The organism is Streptomyces sp. TSRI0281 (genome assembly GCF_001905125.1).
Classification (GTDB): Bacteria; Actinomycetota; Actinomycetes; order Streptomycetales; family Streptomycetaceae; genus Streptomyces.
In genome coordinates this window covers 464,567-480,416 of record NZ_LWLE01000023.1, presented here as the reverse complement: position 1 = coordinate 480,416, position 15,850 = coordinate 464,567, and the positions used below count along the sequence as shown (strand labels likewise).

Here is a 15,850-nt window from a genome sequence, read left to right as displayed (position 1 = left end):
CGGCGTACTCGTCCGAAACCGTGGCAGAAACGTCCGGGCCCGGCGCGCGAGGCGCGCCCCTCACGCCTCACCGTCCTGCGACGGGGACTCGTCCGACGGCCACGGGTCGCTCAGCCACAGGTCGTCGGCCGGCAGCGGTGCCAGCAGCTCGGCGAGCGCGTCGTCGATGCCGAGCCGCTCACTCTCCGTCCCGGGCGGCACCACCCGCAGCGTCCGCTCCACCCACGCGGCCACGGCGGCGGACGGCACCTCCAGCAGGGCGTTGCCGTCGGGCGAGGTCAGGGCGACGAAGATGACGTTGCGGTCGTCGATCTTGGTCGGCCAGATCCGTACGTCCCCGTGCCCGCACGGCCGGAACACCCCTTCCACCAGCAACTCCCGGGCGAACGTCCAGTGCACGGGGGAGTCGGAGCCGATGTGGAAGGCGATGTGCACGGCGTACGGGTCATCGGCGCGGTACACCAGCCGGGCGGGTACGGGGATGGAGCGCTCGGGCGACAGGACCAGCTTCAGTTCCAGCTCGCGTTCCACGACGTTCAGCATGTCAGTGCACGACCTTCCGGTGCTTGTGGACCGGTCCCATGACCGGCCCGCACAAGGAGAGAGCGCCCTCCTCGCCATCCATTACGCGACTTTTCAAAAAAACTTCGGACGGCGTGGAAAGTGGTCCCAAACGGCGGGACCGGCCCGTGGACACGCGGGCGTCTGATAGATGTGGACCCTTGTATTGAGGCCGTCCGCTTCTCTGTGCCGGACGGCCTGAGGCCTCGAAGAGATACGGGACCACGGTGATGAGCGCCCCAACCCCGGCACCCGGTGACGACAGCCCCCACGAGGGCTACTACCCCGACCCCTCCATTCCCGGATACGTCCGCTACTGGAACGGCGCGTCGTGGGTTCCCGGTACGAGTCGGCCCGCGCCCCAGCAGGGCGGGGCCGCGCCCGTGCCGCAGCCCTCGGGCGGGGCGGCCGCCCCGCCGCCGGCCACCGCGTCCGCCGCCCCGGTGGAGGAGACCGGCCCGATCTTCTTCGACGAGGTCGACGAGGCGAGCGAGCCGGGTGGACCGGGCGAGCAGGGGCAGGGCGGCGGCAGCCGTCCGGAGCCGGAACCCGCTTCCGTCTGGCAGGCCGACACCTCACGGCAGACCGGCTTCGGCGGCGAGCGCGACCGGCGCGTCTCCTGGGGCGGGCCGGAAGCGGTGTCCGGGCAGCCGACCACGCCCGCTCCCGCTGCGGCTGCGGCTCCGGTCCCGGCCCCTGCTCCTGTTCCTGCTCCGGTGGACCCGCGCACGCCCGGCGCGCCGGACCCGACGCGCGGTGCCCTGCCGGCGACACGGGAGAGCGGTGACACCGGTGGCCGTCGCGGCGACGGGGACCGTCCGCCGACCGACGGTACGGTCACGATCCGCGCCGTGGGGCCGGGCGGTGAAGCCCGCACACCGCGTCCGCGCGACGCGGGACCTGCGGCCGGCGACGGCACGCTGACGATCCGTGCGCTCGCACCGGGCACCACGCCACAGGGGCCCCAGGGTCCGCAGGCGTCACAGGCACCACAGACCCCGCGTCCGCCCCGGATTCCGCAGACCCCACAGGCGCCGTACGCTCCACAGCCTGCCCAGCCCCAGCCCCAGCCCCAGCCCCAGCCCCACGCCCTGGCGCCGACACACGTGTTGCCGTCCGCGCAGGTCCCTGCGGCCACCCAGGGCCCGGTCCAGGTGCCCGGACAGAACGCCCCCGCGCCCGTCGCCCCGACCCCCTGGGCGCAGCAGTCCCACCAACCGGCCCAGCCCGAGCTGCAACAGCAGCAACAACACCAGGTGCAGCCACAGCAGCCGCAGCAGGCGCAGCAGCAACAGACGCAGCTTCCGCCGCAGCATCAGCTCCCGCCGCAGTCGCACCAGCAGATGTCGGCTCAGCAGATGCCGGCCCAGCAGCAGGGTCCCGCCGGGGCCGATCAGCCCGTCGTGCCCTGGAAGCCCCCGGTCGACGACCCCTTCCAGCAGCTCGCCAGGGCGCAGACGTCGGCCAGGCCCGCCGGGCTCGGCAAGCGGTTCGCCGCCCGGCTGCTCGACACCCTCGTACTCGGCGCGGTCGTCGGTGCCGTGAGCTTCCCGTTGGTCAGCCGGGCGTTGGACCACATCGACGGGAAGATCACCGCGGCGAAGCAGTCCGGCGAGACGGTCACCGTCTGGCTCGTGGACGGCACCACGTCCGGGCTGTTCGGGGCCGTGCTCGGCGCGTTCCTGGTGCTCGGGTTCGTCCTGGAGGCGCTGCCCACCGCCAAATGGGGCCGTACGCTCGGCAAGAAGCTCCTCGGGCTCGACGTGCGCGACATCGAGTCCCACGACGCACCCACGATGGGCGCGGCCCTGCGCCGCTGGCTGGTCTACGGGGTGCTGGGCATCCTGGTGATCGGCGTGGTCAATGTGCTGTGGTGCCTGATCGACCGCCCCTGGCGCCAGTGCTGGCACGACAAGGCGGCCCGCACCTTCGTGGCGGGCTGAGCGGGCCGCCGGGCTGAGGGCGCCGGCCGGGCTGAGTGGGCCGAACCGGCTGGGCGGCTGACCGGTCGAGCGCGCTGACCGTCCGCACCGGACCGGCCGAGCGCGCTGACCGTCCGCACCGGACCGGCCGAGCGCGCTGACCGTCCGAACCGGACGAGCCGAACCGAACAGTCGCCCTTAGGCTCGTGGGCTGACGCCCCGTCCCCCGAACGCACCTGAGCCGTTGCGGGCGCCGGTGGGCCGGGGTGCACTGCCCCCATGAGCAACGACCAGCCGACGCCCGGCCAGCCGCCCGAGGACGACGATCCGTTCCTCAAGAAGCCGCAGGAGCCCCCGCCGCCGTCAGCGGGTTCGCCGTACGGCAGCGCGCCCCCGCCGCCCCCGCCACCGCCGTACGACCCGGGAGGCTACGGCGGCGGATTCGGCGGGGTGGATCCGCTGGCCGGGATGCCGCCGCTCGCCCAGCCGGGCAAGCGGATCGTGGCGCGGCTGATCGACTTCCTCATCATCTCGATCCCGCTGTATCTGATCTCGCTGCCCTGGGGCGGCGCGATCGACGTCACGTCGGACAACGGCGACGACGGATTCGGTGACGCCGTCAGCAACTCGTACAGCGGGCATCAGCTGGTGTGGTCGCTCATCGGGCTGGTGGTCTACGTCGCGTACGACACGTACTTCACCCATAAGGACGGCCGGACCCTCGGCAAACGGCTGCTCAAACTGCGCGTCGCGATGCTCAACGACGGGCGGGTGCCGGACACCAGCTCGGCACTGATGCGGGCCGTGGTGCTGTGGCTCCCGGCGCTGCTGTGCTGCCCGTGTCTGTGGTGGCTGATCAACATCGTGCTGATGTTCACCGACAAGCCCTACCGGCAGGGGCTCCAGGACAAGGCGGCGAAGACCGTGGTCGTCAGTGTCCCGTGACAGGGCACAGCCTCGGATGCGGATGCGGGCGGTCGGCGGTGGTCAGCGGTGGTCGGCGGTGGCTCAGCGGCGCAGCGAGTGCTGTCCCGCGCTCTCGGAGGAGTGGGCCGCGGGAATCCTCGCGCCGATCTCCTCCAGGGCCTGTTGCGTACGGGCGGCGGCGCGAGCCTCCGCCGTCCGTGCCCCCCGCACCGTTTTCCCGCGCTGCGGGGCGGGTACGGTCACCGCCACCAGCAGACCGAGCGCGAGCGCGGCGGCACAGACGACGGCCACGCCGAGGTCCGTGCCCGTCCGGGACAGCAGCAGCATGGCGAGGGCAGTGAAGACGACGGTGACCGAACCGTAGACAAGCTGTGCGGCAGTCGGACGCGGCATGGCGGTATCCGTCCTAGGGACATCGGATGGGGCGGTCGCTGAATACGGAATCGCCCGGCACGGTCGCACGGTCGTCCGGTCAAGCGACTCTACGACGGTGGATGCCCGAGCCGGGCCGGTAGTAAGCACGGCCTAAGCCGCGGTGTCGGTGCACAGGGGGCGCACGGAGTCACGCGCCCCGCCAACCGGACAGGTCGGCGCGCCCGTTGAGGTGCGAAATCGTCCGGATACCGGAAAGGCGCTCCTGCATAGTGCACTTGGTCTGTTCAAGTCAAGGTCTGTCTTTTCTCTCGTAACTCCGATCAAATGTCGTCACTTGTGACGCGTTGAACGCGCGCGGCCCTTCTTCACCCCCCTTGGCCGCGGTCGCGGACGCCGGGGAGGACTGCATCAAGTGAGCACTAAGAGACGGGCGCTTCGCGCCACCGCTGTTGTCGTGGCCATGGCTGCGACGGCCGCGACCGCGTCGGCCTTCGCCACGGCCCAGGCAGATGACAAGACGTCAGGTTCGGGCGCATCCATCGTCGACCGCCGCGATCCGGGGTCGGCGAAGGGGCAGGAGCACAACCTGGAAGGCCCCTTCAGCGAGAAGCAGGACGCTCAGCGTCAGGCCGCGCTGGAGCAGGTACTCTCCGGCGACAAGAAGGTGTCGACCCGAGGCGGCTCCAAGGTCGTCAAGCTCGGCAAGAACAAGTACGTCGAGCTCGGCCGCGAGAAGACCGACAAGATCTTCACCATCCTGGTGGAGTTCGGCGACAAGGTCGACAACACGACCATGGTCGACCCGGACGGCGACGGCCCCAAGCCGCCCGTCCCGAAGTACGGCGGCAAGCCCGGCCCGGCGCACAACAAGATAGCCAAGCCGGACCCGGCGAAGGACAACAGCACCGCCTGGAAGGCCGACTACAACCAGGAGCACTTCCAGGAGCTCTACTTCGGTGAGGGCAAGGGCGTCAACTCGCTCAAGACCTACTACGAGAAGACCTCCTCCGGGCGCTACTCGGTCGACGGCGAGGTCTCGGACTGGGTGAAGGTCCCGTACAACGAGGCCCGCTACGGCTCCAACTACTGCGGTGCGAGCAACTGCGCCAACGTCTGGGACACCGTCCGCGACGGCGTCAACGCCTGGGTCGCCGACCAGAAGGCCAAGGGCCGCACCCTGGAGCAGATCAAGGCCGACCTGGCGGAGTACGACCAGTGGGACCGTTACGACTTCGACGGTGACGGCAACTTCAACGAGTCCGACGGCTACATCGACCACTTCCAGCTGGTCCACGCCGGTGAGGACGAGTCCGCGGGCGGCGGCGCCGAGGGCACCAACGCCATCTGGGCGCACCGCTGGTACGCCTACGGCACCAACGCCGGAGCGACGGGCCCGGCGGGCAACAAGGCCGGTGGCGCCGAGGTCGGCGACACGGGCATCTGGGTCGGTGACTACACCGCGCAGCCCGAGAACGGCGGCCTGGGCGTCTTCGCCCACGAGTACGCCCACGACCTCGGTCTGCCGGACCTCTACGACACCACCAACAACGGCGAGAACTCGGTCGGCTTCTGGTCCCTGATGTCGGCGGGCTCCTGGCTCGGCACCGGTACCGGCGAGATCGGCAACCTGCCGGGCGACATGACCTCGTGGGACAAGCTCCAGCTGGGCTGGCTCGACTACGACAAGGCCAAGGCCGGTACGAAGTCGACCCACAAGCTGGGCGTCTCGGAGTACAACACCAAGAACAAGCAGGCGCTCGTCGTCGAGCTGCCCGAGAAGGCCGTCACCACGACTGTCACCAAGCCCGCCGAGGGCTCGAAGCAGTGGTGGAGCGACATGGGTGACAACCTGGCGAACACCCTGACCCGCTCGGTCGACCTGACCGGCAAGTCCGCCGCGTCGCTGGACCTTTCGGGCTGGTACGACATCGAGGCCGACTACGACTACCTCTACACCGAGGTGTCGGACAACGGCGGCACCAGCTGGACCGCGCTCGACGGCACCGCCGACGGCAAGGCGCTCCCGCGCGACGCCAGCGACAAGCCGGCCCTGACCGGCGTCTCCGGCGCCGTCAAGAAGCTCTCCTTCCCGCTGAACGCCTACGCGGGCAAGAAGATCGACCTCCGCTTCCGCTACCAGACGGACGGCGGCGCGGGCGGCAAGGGCTTCACCGCCGACGCCCTCACGATCACCGCCGACGGTGCCGCGCTGTTCTCGGACAACGCCGAGGCCGACGACAACGGCTGGACCGCCAAGGGCTTCTCGCGGATCGGTGAGTCGTTCACCAACGACTACCCGCAGTACTACATCGCCGAGAACCGCCAGTACGTGTCGTACGACAAGACCCTCAAGGTCGGCCCGTACAACTTCGGCTTCTCGAAGTCGCGTCCGGACTGGGTGGAGCACTACGCCTACCAGAACGGTCTGATGGTGTGGCTCTGGGACACCTCCCAGAAGGACAACAACACCTCCGTCCACCCGGGCCAGGGTCTGATCCTGCCGGTCGACTCGCACGCCAAGCCGCTGACGTGGAAGGACGGCACGGTCCTGCGCAACAAGATCCAGCCGTTCGACGCGCCGTTCAGCTGGTGGCCGAACCAGGGCTTCACGCTGCACAACGCCGACGTGCCGCTGCGGATCAAGCCGTCGCTGGGCGTCCCGGTCTTCGACGACCGCAAGGGGACGTACTGGTACGAGGAGAACCCGACGGGCAGCGTCAAGGTTTCTGACACCAACACCCGGATCTCGATCGTCAGCGAGCCGCTCAGCGGCTCCACGATGACCGTCAAGGTTGGTCCGTCGACCAAGTAATCCGGTATCACCGCAGGTCAAAGCATGATCGGCCGTCGCCCTCTAGCGGGCGGCGGCCGATCGTGTTTAGGTGCGTCTTGTTCATATCCTTATTGACACGACGTCTCATGGGGGAGCGCGGAGCATGGCCGGCGGAGGTTTTTGCAGATTGCCCAACGGCACGGTGGTGGTGGCACTCACCCTGACGCGCCCGGCGGACGGAGCCGGGCCCGGAGCCCCGGTACGGGTGCTCGTGCACGCCGCCAACCGGGCGCGCGCCCTGACCCGGCTGCGCAACCTGGGGCTGCGCGCGGTCTATCTCCGCGGCAATGCCCAGCCGCCCACGCCGGACGAGATCACGGCGGTGCTGCACCACCCGGACGGCCTGCTGTGGCGGGCGGCGCCCCAGACCGGCCAGGAGCTCTGGCACCCCATCCGGGCCCTGCTGGGGCCCACCGGATACGCCGGCCCGGCCCGCCCCGCCGCATAGCCCCGTCCACGCGCGTAGCCCCGTCCTGCGGGCACCGGGCGAAGCCGCCGAACGCCCGGCGGGCGGGTCGGACACGCCCTACGGGGTACCGGCGACGACCGGCTTGCCGGAGAGCTCCACGCCCGCGGTACGGAGCTCCTCCAGCGCCCGCGCCGTGGTCGCCCCGGCGACCCCGGCGGTCAGCTCCAGCAGTACGTGGGTGGCGAAGCCCTCACGGGCGGCGTCCAGGGCCGTGGCCCGGACGCAGTGGTCGGTCGCGATGCCGACCACGTCGACCTCGGTGACGGAGCGGTCGCGCAGCCACTGGGCGAGCCCGACCCCGTTCTCGTCGAGCCCCTCGAAGCCGCTGTACGCCGCGGCGTACGCCCCCTTGTCGAAGACGGCGTCGATGGCGCCCGAGGCGACGGCGGGGGCGAAGTTGGGGTGGAAGCCCACCCCCTCCGTACCGGCCACGCAGTGCACCGGCCAGGAGTGCTCGAAGTCGGGCTGCGAGGAGAAGTGGTCACCCGGGTCGACATGGTGGTCACGGGTGGCCACCACATGGCGGTAGCCGGCCTGGGCCTCGCCGATCAGGTCGGTGATGGCGGCGGCGACATCGGCGCCGCCCGCCACCGCGAGGCTGCCGCCCTCGCAGAAGTCGTTCTGGACGTCCACGACGATCAAGGCGCGGTGCATGGCGGGTGTCCTTAGGTGGGGGAGAGGCGGCGCTTCGGCGGTGAGCGTACGGGTTCACGGGGATGTCATGGAGCGGGACGCCACCGAGCGTAGAGATTTGGCCCGCACAATCAAGCCCACCCGGCGATCGCGGGCATTCCCGGTCACGCCGGACGCCCCTGCCGTACGTCGCCACTGCCCCGCCCCCGTCCCCTCACACGTATTCGGTCGGAAGCACCGGCTCGCCGCGTGACAGCTGGATCGCCGACATCGGCAGCCCCTTGAGCGCCGTGACGTGCCGCTCCCGGGCCGCCTCCAGCGGTTCGCGGGCGACGACCTCGCCGCCCCGCACCAGCTCCACCAGCAGCTGCCGTCCGGCCAGCTCCTCGGGTACGGGGCCGGTGCCGACCACCTCCGCCTCGGCCACCCCGTGCTCGTCGAGCCGGCGCGCGGCCCACTTGCGTCCGCCCACCGACGACTTCGCGCCGAGCGACTTCTTCGCGACCGGCCGCATCGTCTCCGCGGGATCGGCGGACCCGGCGCGGGCGACCAGCTTGTAGACCATGGAGCAGGTCGGCTGCCCGCTCCCGGTGACCAGTTGCGTGCCCACCCCGTAGGCGTCGACCGGCGCCGCGGCCAGCGAGGCGATGGCGTACTCGTCCAGGTCCGAGGTCACCACGATCTTCGTCCCGGTGGCGCCCAGCTCGTCCAGCTGCTGCCGCACCCGGTGCGCGACCAGCAGCAGGTCACCGGAGTCGATCCGTACCGCACCGAGCTCGGGCCCGGCGACCTCGACCGCCGTACGGACCGCCTCGGTCACGTCGTACGTGTCGACCAGCAGCGTCGTGCTCCGGCCCAGCGAGTCCACCTGCGCCTGGAACGCGTCGCGCTCGCTGTCGTGGAGCAGGGTGAAGGCGTGCGCGCTCGTCCCCACGGTCGGGATGCCGTAACGGAAGCCCGCCGCCAGGTCCGAGGTGGTGTCGAAGCCGCCCACGTACGCGGCGCGCGCCGAGGCGACGGCCGACAGCTCGTGCGTACGGCGGGCCCCCATCTCGATCAGCCCGCGGCCGCCCGCGGCGGCCGACATCCGGGACGCCGCGGCGGCGATCGCCGAGTCGTGGTTGAGGATCGACAGGATCACCGTCTCCAGCAGCACGCACTCGGCGAAGGAGCCCTCCACCCGCAGGATCGGCGAGCCGGGGAAGTACACCTCGCCCTCCGGGTAGCCCCAGATGTCGCCGCTGAAGCGGTAACCGGCCAGCCATTCGAGTGTGGGCTCGTCGACGATGTTCTGCTGGCGCAGGAAGGCGATCATCTCGTCGTCGAAGTGGAAGTTCTCCACCGCGTCGAGCACCCGGCCGGTGCCCGCGACGACGCCGTAGCGCCGCCCCTCCGGCAGCCGCCGTGTGAAGGCCTCGAAAACGGAGCGCCGGTCCGCGGTGCCGGCCTTCAGGGCGGCCTGCACCATGGTCAGCTCGTACTGGTCGGTGAAGAGTGCGGTCGACGGCACACCGACCCGTCGCCCAAGGTCCGCTGAGTTCATGGCTGGGATGCTACCCCCTATTTCGTCAGAGTGACGAGATGTGGGGTCCGTTTGTGCGCCGACCCCCTCCGGGTGGCAGCATGGGGTAGGTGAGCGTTGCTGCCCCCGTAGAGATCGAACGTCCAGAGTCGGCCGAAGAGACCTTCGCGGTCCCCGAGCCGGACGTCCCCTGGGTGACGCTGGTGCACAACGACCCGGTGAACCTCATGAGCTATGTGGCCTATGTCTTCCAGGCGTACTTCGGTTATCCGAAGGACAAGGCCCGCAAGCTCATGCTCGACGTGCACCAGAAGGGCCGCGCCGTCGTCTCCAGCGGAAGCCGCGAGGAGATGGAGCGCGATGTCCAGGCCATGCACGGCTACGGCCTCTGGGCGACCCTGACCCAGGACCGCAACTAGCCCCGCGCCGCGCGTCCACCACGCTCCCGTACCGCCCCCTGCCCCGCCCGACCCACCATCGGAGAATCCATGGCCGGCCACTTCGAGGCCACCCCCGGCGGCGGCGCGGCCGTCGCGCTCGACGAGGTCGAGATCTCCATCCTGCGCTCCCTCGCCGTCCAGCTGCTGGAACTGATCGGTCCGGGCACCGAGCCCGCCGAGGGTGAGGACCCGCTCGCCGCCCTCTTCGCCGAGGGCCCGAGCGAACCGCCCGCCGACCCCGCCCTGGCCCGGCTCTTCCCCGAGGCGTACGGGGACGAGGACAAGGAGCTGCGCGAGGCGTCCGCCGAATTCCGCCGCTTCACCGAGAACGACCTGCGCACCCGCAAGCGCGAGGACGCCCTCGCCGTCGTACGGACCCTGGACGCGCTGACGCCCTCAGGGGACGGCGGCGCCGTCCTCGCGCTCACCGCCGAGGAGTGCCGCAACTGGCTCGGCGCCCTCAACGACCTGCGGCTCACCATCGGCACCCGTCTGGAGGTGTCCGACGAGGACGAGGGCCAGGAAGGCTCGCTCTACCGCCTCCCCGACAGCGATCCGCGCAAGCCGATGGTGATGGCCTACCTCTGGCTGGGCGCGCTCCAGGAGACGCTCGTCGAGTCGCTGATGCCCTGACGCGTCGAGACGCTGATGGCCTGAGGGACATGCCGTATTCCCGGACGGGCCGGCCTTCGGCGGGATGTGGAGCTTCGCTCAGCGGACGCTCAAATCCGGATAACGATCCCGTCACCTGAACGGCCTTTTTTGCAGCGGCTGGAAACTCTTGTCCGCTTTTTCCTGTGGTGTGCGCCACAGAATGTCCGGTGGATCGCCCGGGGGCCCGTGATAAATCTTCACGACCACCCGGGGACGCCACCCCTGTTCCCGGGGGCGCTACAAGTCGGCCGAACGCCGACGGCACTCCATCCATATCCGGGGGGATCAGGACCTGATCCGCAGCCTGCGAAGGCGCGGATCGGCATGGAGAAAGGCGCATCACCATGACATCGGCTGAGGTCGACAAGGGGCACGCCGGCCGGGAGGCCGAAGGTGCCGGAAACAGCGGCGAGGGATACCAGCGCGGTCTGGGCGCCCGCCAGATCCAGATGATCGCCATCGGCGGCGCCATCGGGACCGGGCTCTTCCTCGGTGCGGGCAAGGCCATCGACCGGGCCGGTCCCAGCCTCATCCTGGCCTATGCGATCGCGGGCCTGGTCATCTTCTTCATCATGCGGGCCCTCGGCGAACTCCTCATGTACCGCCCGGTGTCCGGTTCCTTCTCGGAGTACGCCCGTGAATTCCTCGGGCCGTTCTTCGGATTCGTCACCGGCTGGACGTACTGGCTCTTCTGGGTCGTCACCGGAATCACCGAAGTCACCGCCGCCGCCACCTATATGACGTACTGGTGGAACATTCCGCAGTGGCTGTCCGCACTGGTCTTCACGATTATTCTGTACGGCGCCAACCTGATCTCCGTGAAGCTCTTCGGCGAGCTGGAGTTCTGGTTCTCGATGGTCAAGGTCACCGCGATCATCGGCATGATTCTCATCTGCGCCGGAGTCCTCACGATCGGCTTCTCCGACGCCGCCGACACCGCGACCGTCGCCAATCTCTGGAATGACGGCGGCTTCTTCCCCCAGGGCATCACCGGCACGCTGATGACCCTCCAGATCGTGATGTTCGCCTTCCTGGCCGTCGAACTCGTCGGCGTGACCGCGGGCGAGTCCAAGGACCCCAGGACCGTCCTGCCCAAGGCGATCAACACCGTGCCGTGGCGCATCGCCGTCTTCTACGTCGGCGCGTTGATCATGATCCTTTCGGTGGTGCCGTGGAGCACGTTCAAGCCCGGCGTCTCGCCGTTCGTGAAGGCGTTCGAGGAGATGGGCCTCAGTCTCGGGGCGGCCGTCGTCAACTTCGTCGTCCTGACCGCGGCGCTCTCCTCCTGCAACTCCGGCATGTACTCCACCGGCCGCATGCTGCGTGACCTCGCCCTCAACGGGCAGGGCCCGCGGGCCTTCACCAAGCTCACGAAGAACGGCCTGCCGTTCATCGGCACCACCTTCTCGGCCGCGCTGATGCTCGTCGGCGTATGGATCAACTACCAGTGGCCGGGGCAGGCGTTCAACTACGTCGTCTCCTTCGCGACCATCTCCGGCATGTGGGCCTGGATCATGATCCTGTTCAGCCAGCTCCGCTTCCGCTTCCTGGCGGACCGGGGCGTGCTCCCGCAGTCCACGTTCAGGGCCCCCGGATCCCCGTACACCAGCGTGTTCGCGCTCGCCTTCATCGGCATGGTCATCGTGATGATGGCCATCGACAAGGAAGCCCGGATCTCGCTGTACTGCGCACCGGTCTGGGCCCTGATCCTCGGCGTCTCCTACCTGATGCTCAAGGCCCGCAACCCGGAGAACGCGGCCTTCACCAAGAAGTGACCCCCGTCCGGGCGTCCAGCATGCGGGCCCGTCCGTACCACTCCTCGGTACGGACGGGCCCGCTGCTTATCCTGGACGCCATGCTGACCATCACCCAGGCGCTGTTCGACCAGATCGTCTCCCACTCCCGCGCCGACCACCCCGACGAGGCGTGCGGAGTCGTCGCGGGACCGGCCGGAACGGGGCGCGCCGAACGGTTCATCCCCATGCTCAACGCCGCCCGCTCGCCCACGTTCTACGAGTTCGACTCGGCGGACCTCCTCAAGCTCTACCGCGAGATGGACGACCGCGACGAGGAGCCCGTGATCGTCTACCACTCGCACACGGCGACCGAGGCGTACCCCTCCCGCACCGACGTCACGTACGCCAACGAACCCGGCGCCCACTACGTCCTCGTCTCCACCGCGGACATCGACGAGGCGGGCCCGTTCCAGTTCCGCTCGTACCGCATCGTGGACGGCGAGATCGCGGAGGAGGACGTCAAGGTCGTCGAGACCTACTGACGCCCATGGCCTGCTGACGCCCACGCCCTACCGACGCCCGTGCCCAGCCGACACGTGCGACCCGCCGACACCCGCGACCCGGTGACGCCGTGACCTGCCGACACTACTGAGGGTCGCCTTACCGGGGCCGCGACCGCGTCTGGCACACTGCACCCAGACCCAACGAGGCGGCAGGACCCAGGAAGCCGGTGCGAGTCCGGCACGGTCCCGCCACTGTGACCGAACCCCGTCCACGAGGACCGGGGCTCGGCAGTCAGGAACTGGCCTGCCGCCTTCTCGCACCGACCAGGGGACGCGGAAATCCCCCGGAGAGGCCCCGCCATGTTCCGGCGCACCCCCGCGCTCACCGCCGCCGCCGTGCTGCTCCCGCTCGCCCTCACCGCCTGCTCCGCCACGGACGCCGACAACGGCTCCAAGGCCCCGGCCAAGGGAGCCGCGTCGTCCGCGGGCTTCCCGTACACCGTCACCAACTGCGGTGTCACCACGACGTACAAGGCACCGCCGAAGCGCGCCGTCACCATGAACCAGCACGTCACCGAAGTGATGCTGGAACTCGGCCTCGCCAAGTCCCTGGTCGGCACCGCCTACCTCGACGACAAGGTCCTGCCGAAGTACGAGAGCCAGTACAGGGCCGTGCCCGTCCTGGCCAAGGAGTACCCCTCGTACGAGCAGCTCCTCGCCGCCACCCCCGACTTCGTCTACGGCGGATACGCCACCGCGTTCGCCGCGGGCGACGGCCGCAGCCGCGAGGCGCTCCAGAAGTCCGGCATCGACACCCGGCTCAACACCGAGTACTGCTCCAAGGGCGACACCGCGATGGACGCCCTCTACGAGGAGGTCCGCGAGGTCGGCCACACCTTCGGCGTCACCCGCCGCGCCGAAACCTGGATCGACGAGGCCAAGGCCACCAACGCCGCCACGGCGAAGAAGCTCACGTCCGTGGAGCCGGTCTCCGTCTTCGTCTACGACAGCGGCGACAAGACGGCCTTCACCGCGGGCGGCAAGGGCATCGGCAACGAGCTGATCACCCGGGCCGGCGGCCGCAACGTCTTCGCCGACCTCGACAAGGCATTCGGCGACGCCTCCTGGGAGAACGTCGTCGCCCGCAAGCCCGACGTCATCGTCATCTACGACTACGGCGCCACCACCGTCGCCCAGAAGAAGAAGCGCCTCCTGGACGACCCGGCACTCGCCGACGTCCCCGCGATCAGGAACAAGCGGTTCGCCGTCCTCCCGCTCTCCGACGCGGTCCTCGGCGTCCGCGCCCCCGCCGCGGTCGGCAAGCTCGCCGCCCAGCTGCACCCGGAGATACCCGAAGGCACGCCCGGCGAGCCGACCACCGCGCCGTGAGCTGCCGCACCCCCGCCGCCCCGCGGCGGCTGCTGCGCTACACCCTGGTCACCGGTGTCCTCGCCGTCGTCCTCTGCGCAGCCGTACTCGCCGCGCTCGCCCTCGGCTCCGTCCGCATCCCGCCCGGCCAGGTCCTGGACATCCTGACCGGGCGGGCCGGACCGGGCCCGTTCCGCACGATCGTCCTCGACGTCCGGCTGCCCCGGGTCCTGCTCGGCATCGTCGTCGGCGCCGGACTCGCCGTGATCGGCACCGTCCTCCAGGCGCTCGTACGCAACCCGCTCGCCGATCCGTTCCTCCTCGGCGTCTCCTCCGGCGCCTCCACCGGCGCGGTCCTCGTGATCGTCCTCGGCGTCGGCGCGGGCATCGCCACCACCGTCACCATCCCCGCCGCCGCCTTCGTGGGCGCACTCGCCTCACTGCTGCTCGTCTACACGCTGGCCCGCGGCGGATCCGGCCTCACCACCAACCGGCTCGTCCTCGCCGGAGTCGCCGTCTCCTACATCCTGTCCGCCCTCACCAGCCTCATCCTGGTCACCTCGGCCCGCGCCGACCACCTCCAGGAAGTCCTCTACTGGACCCTCGGCGGCCTCGGCGCCGCCCGCTGGGACATGCTCGCGCTGCCGTCGGCCGTCCTCGTCGCCGGTACGGCCCTCCTCCTCACCCTCGCCCGCCCGCTCGACCTGCTGCTCGTCGGCGAGGAGGGCGCCACCGTCCTCGGCCTCGACACCGCACGCTTCCGGGCCGGGGTCTTCGTCCTCGCCTCGCTGCTCACCGGCGCCCTCGTCGCGTACAGCGGAGCGATCGGCTTCGTCGGCCTGATGGTCCCGCACATGGCCCGGATGGCCGTCGGCGCCGGACACCGCGCCCTGCTCCCGGTGGCCGCGCTCGGCGGCGCGCTCTTCCTGGTCCTGGCGGACCTGGCGGCCCGCACGATCGCCGCACCCCAGGACATCCCGGTCGGCGTCCTCACCGCCCTGACCGGCGGCCCGTTCTTCCTCTGGATGCTCCGCCGCCGCCCCGAAGGAGCCCCCGCATGACCACCCTGCGCACCGAGGGCCTCTCGTACGGGACCGGCGGTGGCCGTCACCTCGTCGACGCCGTCGACCTGACCGCCGCCGACGGTGAGACGGTCGGCCTCGTCGGCCCGAACGGCAGCGGCAAGACGACCCTCCTGCGCTGCGTGTACGGAACCCTGCGCCCCACGCACGGCCGGGTGCTGCTGGACGGCGACGACCTCGCCACCCTCCCCGTCAAGGCCCGCGCCCGCCGCATCGCCACCGTCCCGCAGGACGGCCAGGCCGGTTTCGAGCTGACCGTCTCCCAGGTCGTGGCCATGGGCCGGGCTCCGCACAAACGGTTCTGGGAAGCGGACACCGCCGCCGACGCCGAGCTGGTCACCCGGGCCCTCGACCGGGTGGGGATCGCCGGCCTCGCGCCCCGCGCCTTCGCCTCCCTCTCCGGCGGCGAACGCCAGCGCGCACTGGTCGCCCGGACCCTCGTCCAGGAGCCGTCGCTCATCGTCCTGGACGAGCCCACCAACCACCTGGACATCCGCTACCAGCTGGAGATCCTGTCCCTGGTCCGCGCACTCGGCACGACGAACCTCCTCGCCCTGCACGACCTGAACCTCGCCGCGTACTACTGCGACCGGCTCTATGTGCTCCAGGCCGGCCGGGTCGTCGCCTCGGGCACCCCCGCCGAGGTCCTCACGCCCGAGCTGCTGGCCGAGGTGTACGGAGTGACGGCCGAGGTCACCACCCACCCCACGACGGGCGCCCCGACGGTCGTCTATCTCCCGGGCACCCCTGTCGTTCCGCATGGTGAACGCTTGTCTTCCACCATGTGAGATCACACTCGGGATTCCCGGCCGGGAATCGATACGA

Annotated in this window: 15 protein-coding genes and 1 riboswitch; of the genes, 11 read left to right on the top strand and 4 right to left on the bottom strand. The window is 70.3% G+C overall.

Features of this window, described 5'->3' with window-relative positions:
• Positions 1–60: 60 nt before the first annotated feature.
• Positions 61–543, bottom strand: coding sequence for an SsgA family sporulation/cell division regulator (locus A6A29_RS27205; RefSeq protein WP_073723732.1), 483 nt, complete (start codon positions 541–543; stop codon positions 61–63).
• Between the two features lie 248 nt (positions 544–791).
• Here A6A29_RS27205 and A6A29_RS27200 point away from each other — a divergent pair, with 248 nt between their 5' ends.
• Both A6A29_RS27200 and A6A29_RS27195 read left to right on the top strand, forming a co-directional pair.
• A complete protein-coding gene (locus A6A29_RS27200) occupies positions 792–2,504 on the top strand; it encodes an RDD family protein (protein ID WP_073723730.1) in 1,713 nt (570 codons plus the stop codon).
• A gap of 258 nt (positions 2,505–2,762) precedes the next feature.
• A complete protein-coding gene (locus A6A29_RS27195) occupies positions 2,763–3,428 on the top strand; it encodes an RDD family protein (RefSeq protein ID WP_073723728.1) in 666 nt (221 codons plus the stop codon).
• 63 nt (positions 3,429–3,491) lie between these two features.
• Here A6A29_RS27195 and A6A29_RS27190 read toward each other — a convergent pair whose 3' ends face one another.
• The gene (locus A6A29_RS27190) at positions 3,492–3,803 is read right to left on the bottom strand and encodes a hypothetical protein (RefSeq protein ID WP_073723726.1); all 312 of its coding nucleotides are present in this window, start codon (positions 3,801–3,803) and stop codon (positions 3,492–3,494) included.
• 394 nt (positions 3,804–4,197) lie between these two features.
• Here A6A29_RS27190 and A6A29_RS27185 point away from each other — a divergent pair, with 394 nt between their 5' ends.
• Both A6A29_RS27185 and A6A29_RS27180 read left to right on the top strand, forming a co-directional pair.
• Positions 4,198–6,597 carry an immune inhibitor A domain-containing protein gene (locus A6A29_RS27185; RefSeq protein ID WP_198953292.1) on the top strand — a complete coding sequence of 800 codons (2,400 nt, stop codon included), beginning with the start codon at positions 4,198–4,200 and terminating at the stop codon, positions 6,595–6,597.
• Between the two features lie 124 nt (positions 6,598–6,721).
• Positions 6,722–7,066, top strand: coding sequence for a hypothetical protein (locus A6A29_RS27180; RefSeq protein ID WP_073723722.1), 345 nt, complete (start codon positions 6,722–6,724; stop codon positions 7,064–7,066).
• A gap of 78 nt (positions 7,067–7,144) precedes the next feature.
• On the opposite strand, the gene A6A29_RS27175 is transcribed toward A6A29_RS27180, so the two are convergent.
• Together A6A29_RS27175 and A6A29_RS27170 are read right to left on the bottom strand one after the other, a co-directional pair.
• Positions 7,145–7,741: an isochorismatase family protein gene (locus tag A6A29_RS27175; RefSeq protein WP_073723720.1), complete on the bottom strand. Its 597-nt coding sequence runs from the start codon at positions 7,739–7,741 to the stop codon at positions 7,145–7,147.
• A 193-nt stretch (positions 7,742–7,934) separates the two neighbouring features.
• Positions 7,935–9,263 carry a nicotinate phosphoribosyltransferase gene (locus A6A29_RS27170; RefSeq protein WP_073723718.1) on the bottom strand — a complete coding sequence of 443 codons (1,329 nt, stop codon included), beginning with the start codon at positions 9,261–9,263 and terminating at the stop codon, positions 7,935–7,937.
• 89 nt (positions 9,264–9,352) lie between these two features.
• Between A6A29_RS27170 and clpS the strand changes: the two genes are divergently transcribed.
• The 7 genes from clpS to A6A29_RS27135 all read left to right on the top strand — a co-directional run bounded on the left by clpS (position 9,353) and on the right by A6A29_RS27135 (position 15,813).
• Complete coding sequence (gene clpS / locus A6A29_RS27165) at positions 9,353–9,661, top strand: ATP-dependent Clp protease adapter ClpS (RefSeq protein WP_073723716.1); 309 nt, start codon at positions 9,353–9,355, stop codon at positions 9,659–9,661.
• A 69-nt stretch (positions 9,662–9,730) separates the two neighbouring features.
• Complete coding sequence (locus tag A6A29_RS27160) at positions 9,731–10,315, top strand: DUF2017 domain-containing protein (RefSeq protein WP_073723714.1); 585 nt, start codon at positions 9,731–9,733, stop codon at positions 10,313–10,315.
• Between the two features lie 365 nt (positions 10,316–10,680).
• Positions 10,681–12,111, top strand: coding sequence for an amino acid permease (locus A6A29_RS27155; RefSeq protein WP_073723713.1), 1,431 nt, complete (start codon positions 10,681–10,683; stop codon positions 12,109–12,111).
• Between the two features lie 80 nt (positions 12,112–12,191).
• On the top strand, positions 12,192–12,614 hold the full coding sequence (locus tag A6A29_RS27150) for a Mov34/MPN/PAD-1 family protein (protein WP_073723979.1): 423 nt from the start codon (positions 12,192–12,194) through the stop codon (positions 12,612–12,614).
• A 155-nt stretch (positions 12,615–12,769) separates the two neighbouring features.
• A riboswitch (cobalamin riboswitch) is annotated at positions 12,770–12,897 on the top strand.
• A 38-nt stretch (positions 12,898–12,935) separates the two neighbouring features.
• Positions 12,936–13,964 (top strand): ABC transporter substrate-binding protein, encoded by a 1,029-nt coding sequence (locus tag A6A29_RS27145; protein WP_073723711.1) that lies wholly within the window; start codon positions 12,936–12,938, stop codon positions 13,962–13,964.
• Positions 13,961–15,004, top strand: a complete 1,044-nt coding sequence (locus A6A29_RS27140; RefSeq protein WP_073723709.1) for a FecCD family ABC transporter permease — start codon at positions 13,961–13,963, stop codon at positions 15,002–15,004. Before A6A29_RS27145 ends, A6A29_RS27140 begins: the two co-directional genes overlap by 4 nt.
• Entirely contained in the window at positions 15,001–15,813 is an 813-nt protein-coding gene (locus A6A29_RS27135; RefSeq protein ID WP_073723707.1) for an ABC transporter ATP-binding protein, read from the top strand. Before A6A29_RS27140 ends, A6A29_RS27135 begins: the two co-directional genes overlap by 4 nt.
• The last annotated feature ends 37 nt before the right edge of the window (positions 15,814–15,850 follow it).

Coding starts and splice junctions, on each gene's coding strand:
- A6A29_RS27135 (WP_073723707.1), top strand. CDS start 15,001: ATGACCACCCTGCGCACCGAGGGCCTCTCGTACGGGACCGGCGGTGGC.
- A6A29_RS27195 (WP_073723728.1), top strand. CDS start 2,763: ATGAGCAACGACCAGCCGACGCCCGGCCAGCCGCCCGAGGACGACGAT.
- A6A29_RS27145 (WP_073723711.1), top strand. CDS start 12,936: ATGTTCCGGCGCACCCCCGCGCTCACCGCCGCCGCCGTGCTGCTCCCG.
- A6A29_RS27180 (WP_073723722.1), top strand. CDS start 6,722: ATGGCCGGCGGAGGTTTTTGCAGATTGCCCAACGGCACGGTGGTGGTG.
- A6A29_RS27150 (WP_073723979.1), top strand. CDS start 12,192: ATGCTGACCATCACCCAGGCGCTGTTCGACCAGATCGTCTCCCACTCC.
- A6A29_RS27170 (WP_073723718.1), bottom strand. CDS start 9,263: ATGAACTCAGCGGACCTTGGGCGACGGGTCGGTGTGCCGTCGACCGCA.
- A6A29_RS27175 (WP_073723720.1), bottom strand. CDS start 7,741: ATGCACCGCGCCTTGATCGTCGTGGACGTCCAGAACGACTTCTGCGAG.
- A6A29_RS27155 (WP_073723713.1), top strand. CDS start 10,681: ATGACATCGGCTGAGGTCGACAAGGGGCACGCCGGCCGGGAGGCCGAA.
- A6A29_RS27200 (WP_073723730.1), top strand. CDS start 792: ATGAGCGCCCCAACCCCGGCACCCGGTGACGACAGCCCCCACGAGGGC.
- A6A29_RS27160 (WP_073723714.1), top strand. CDS start 9,731: ATGGCCGGCCACTTCGAGGCCACCCCCGGCGGCGGCGCGGCCGTCGCG.
- A6A29_RS27205 (WP_073723732.1), bottom strand. CDS start 543: ATGCTGAACGTCGTGGAACGCGAGCTGGAACTGAAGCTGGTCCTGTCG.
- A6A29_RS27190 (WP_073723726.1), bottom strand. CDS start 3,803: ATGCCGCGTCCGACTGCCGCACAGCTTGTCTACGGTTCGGTCACCGTC.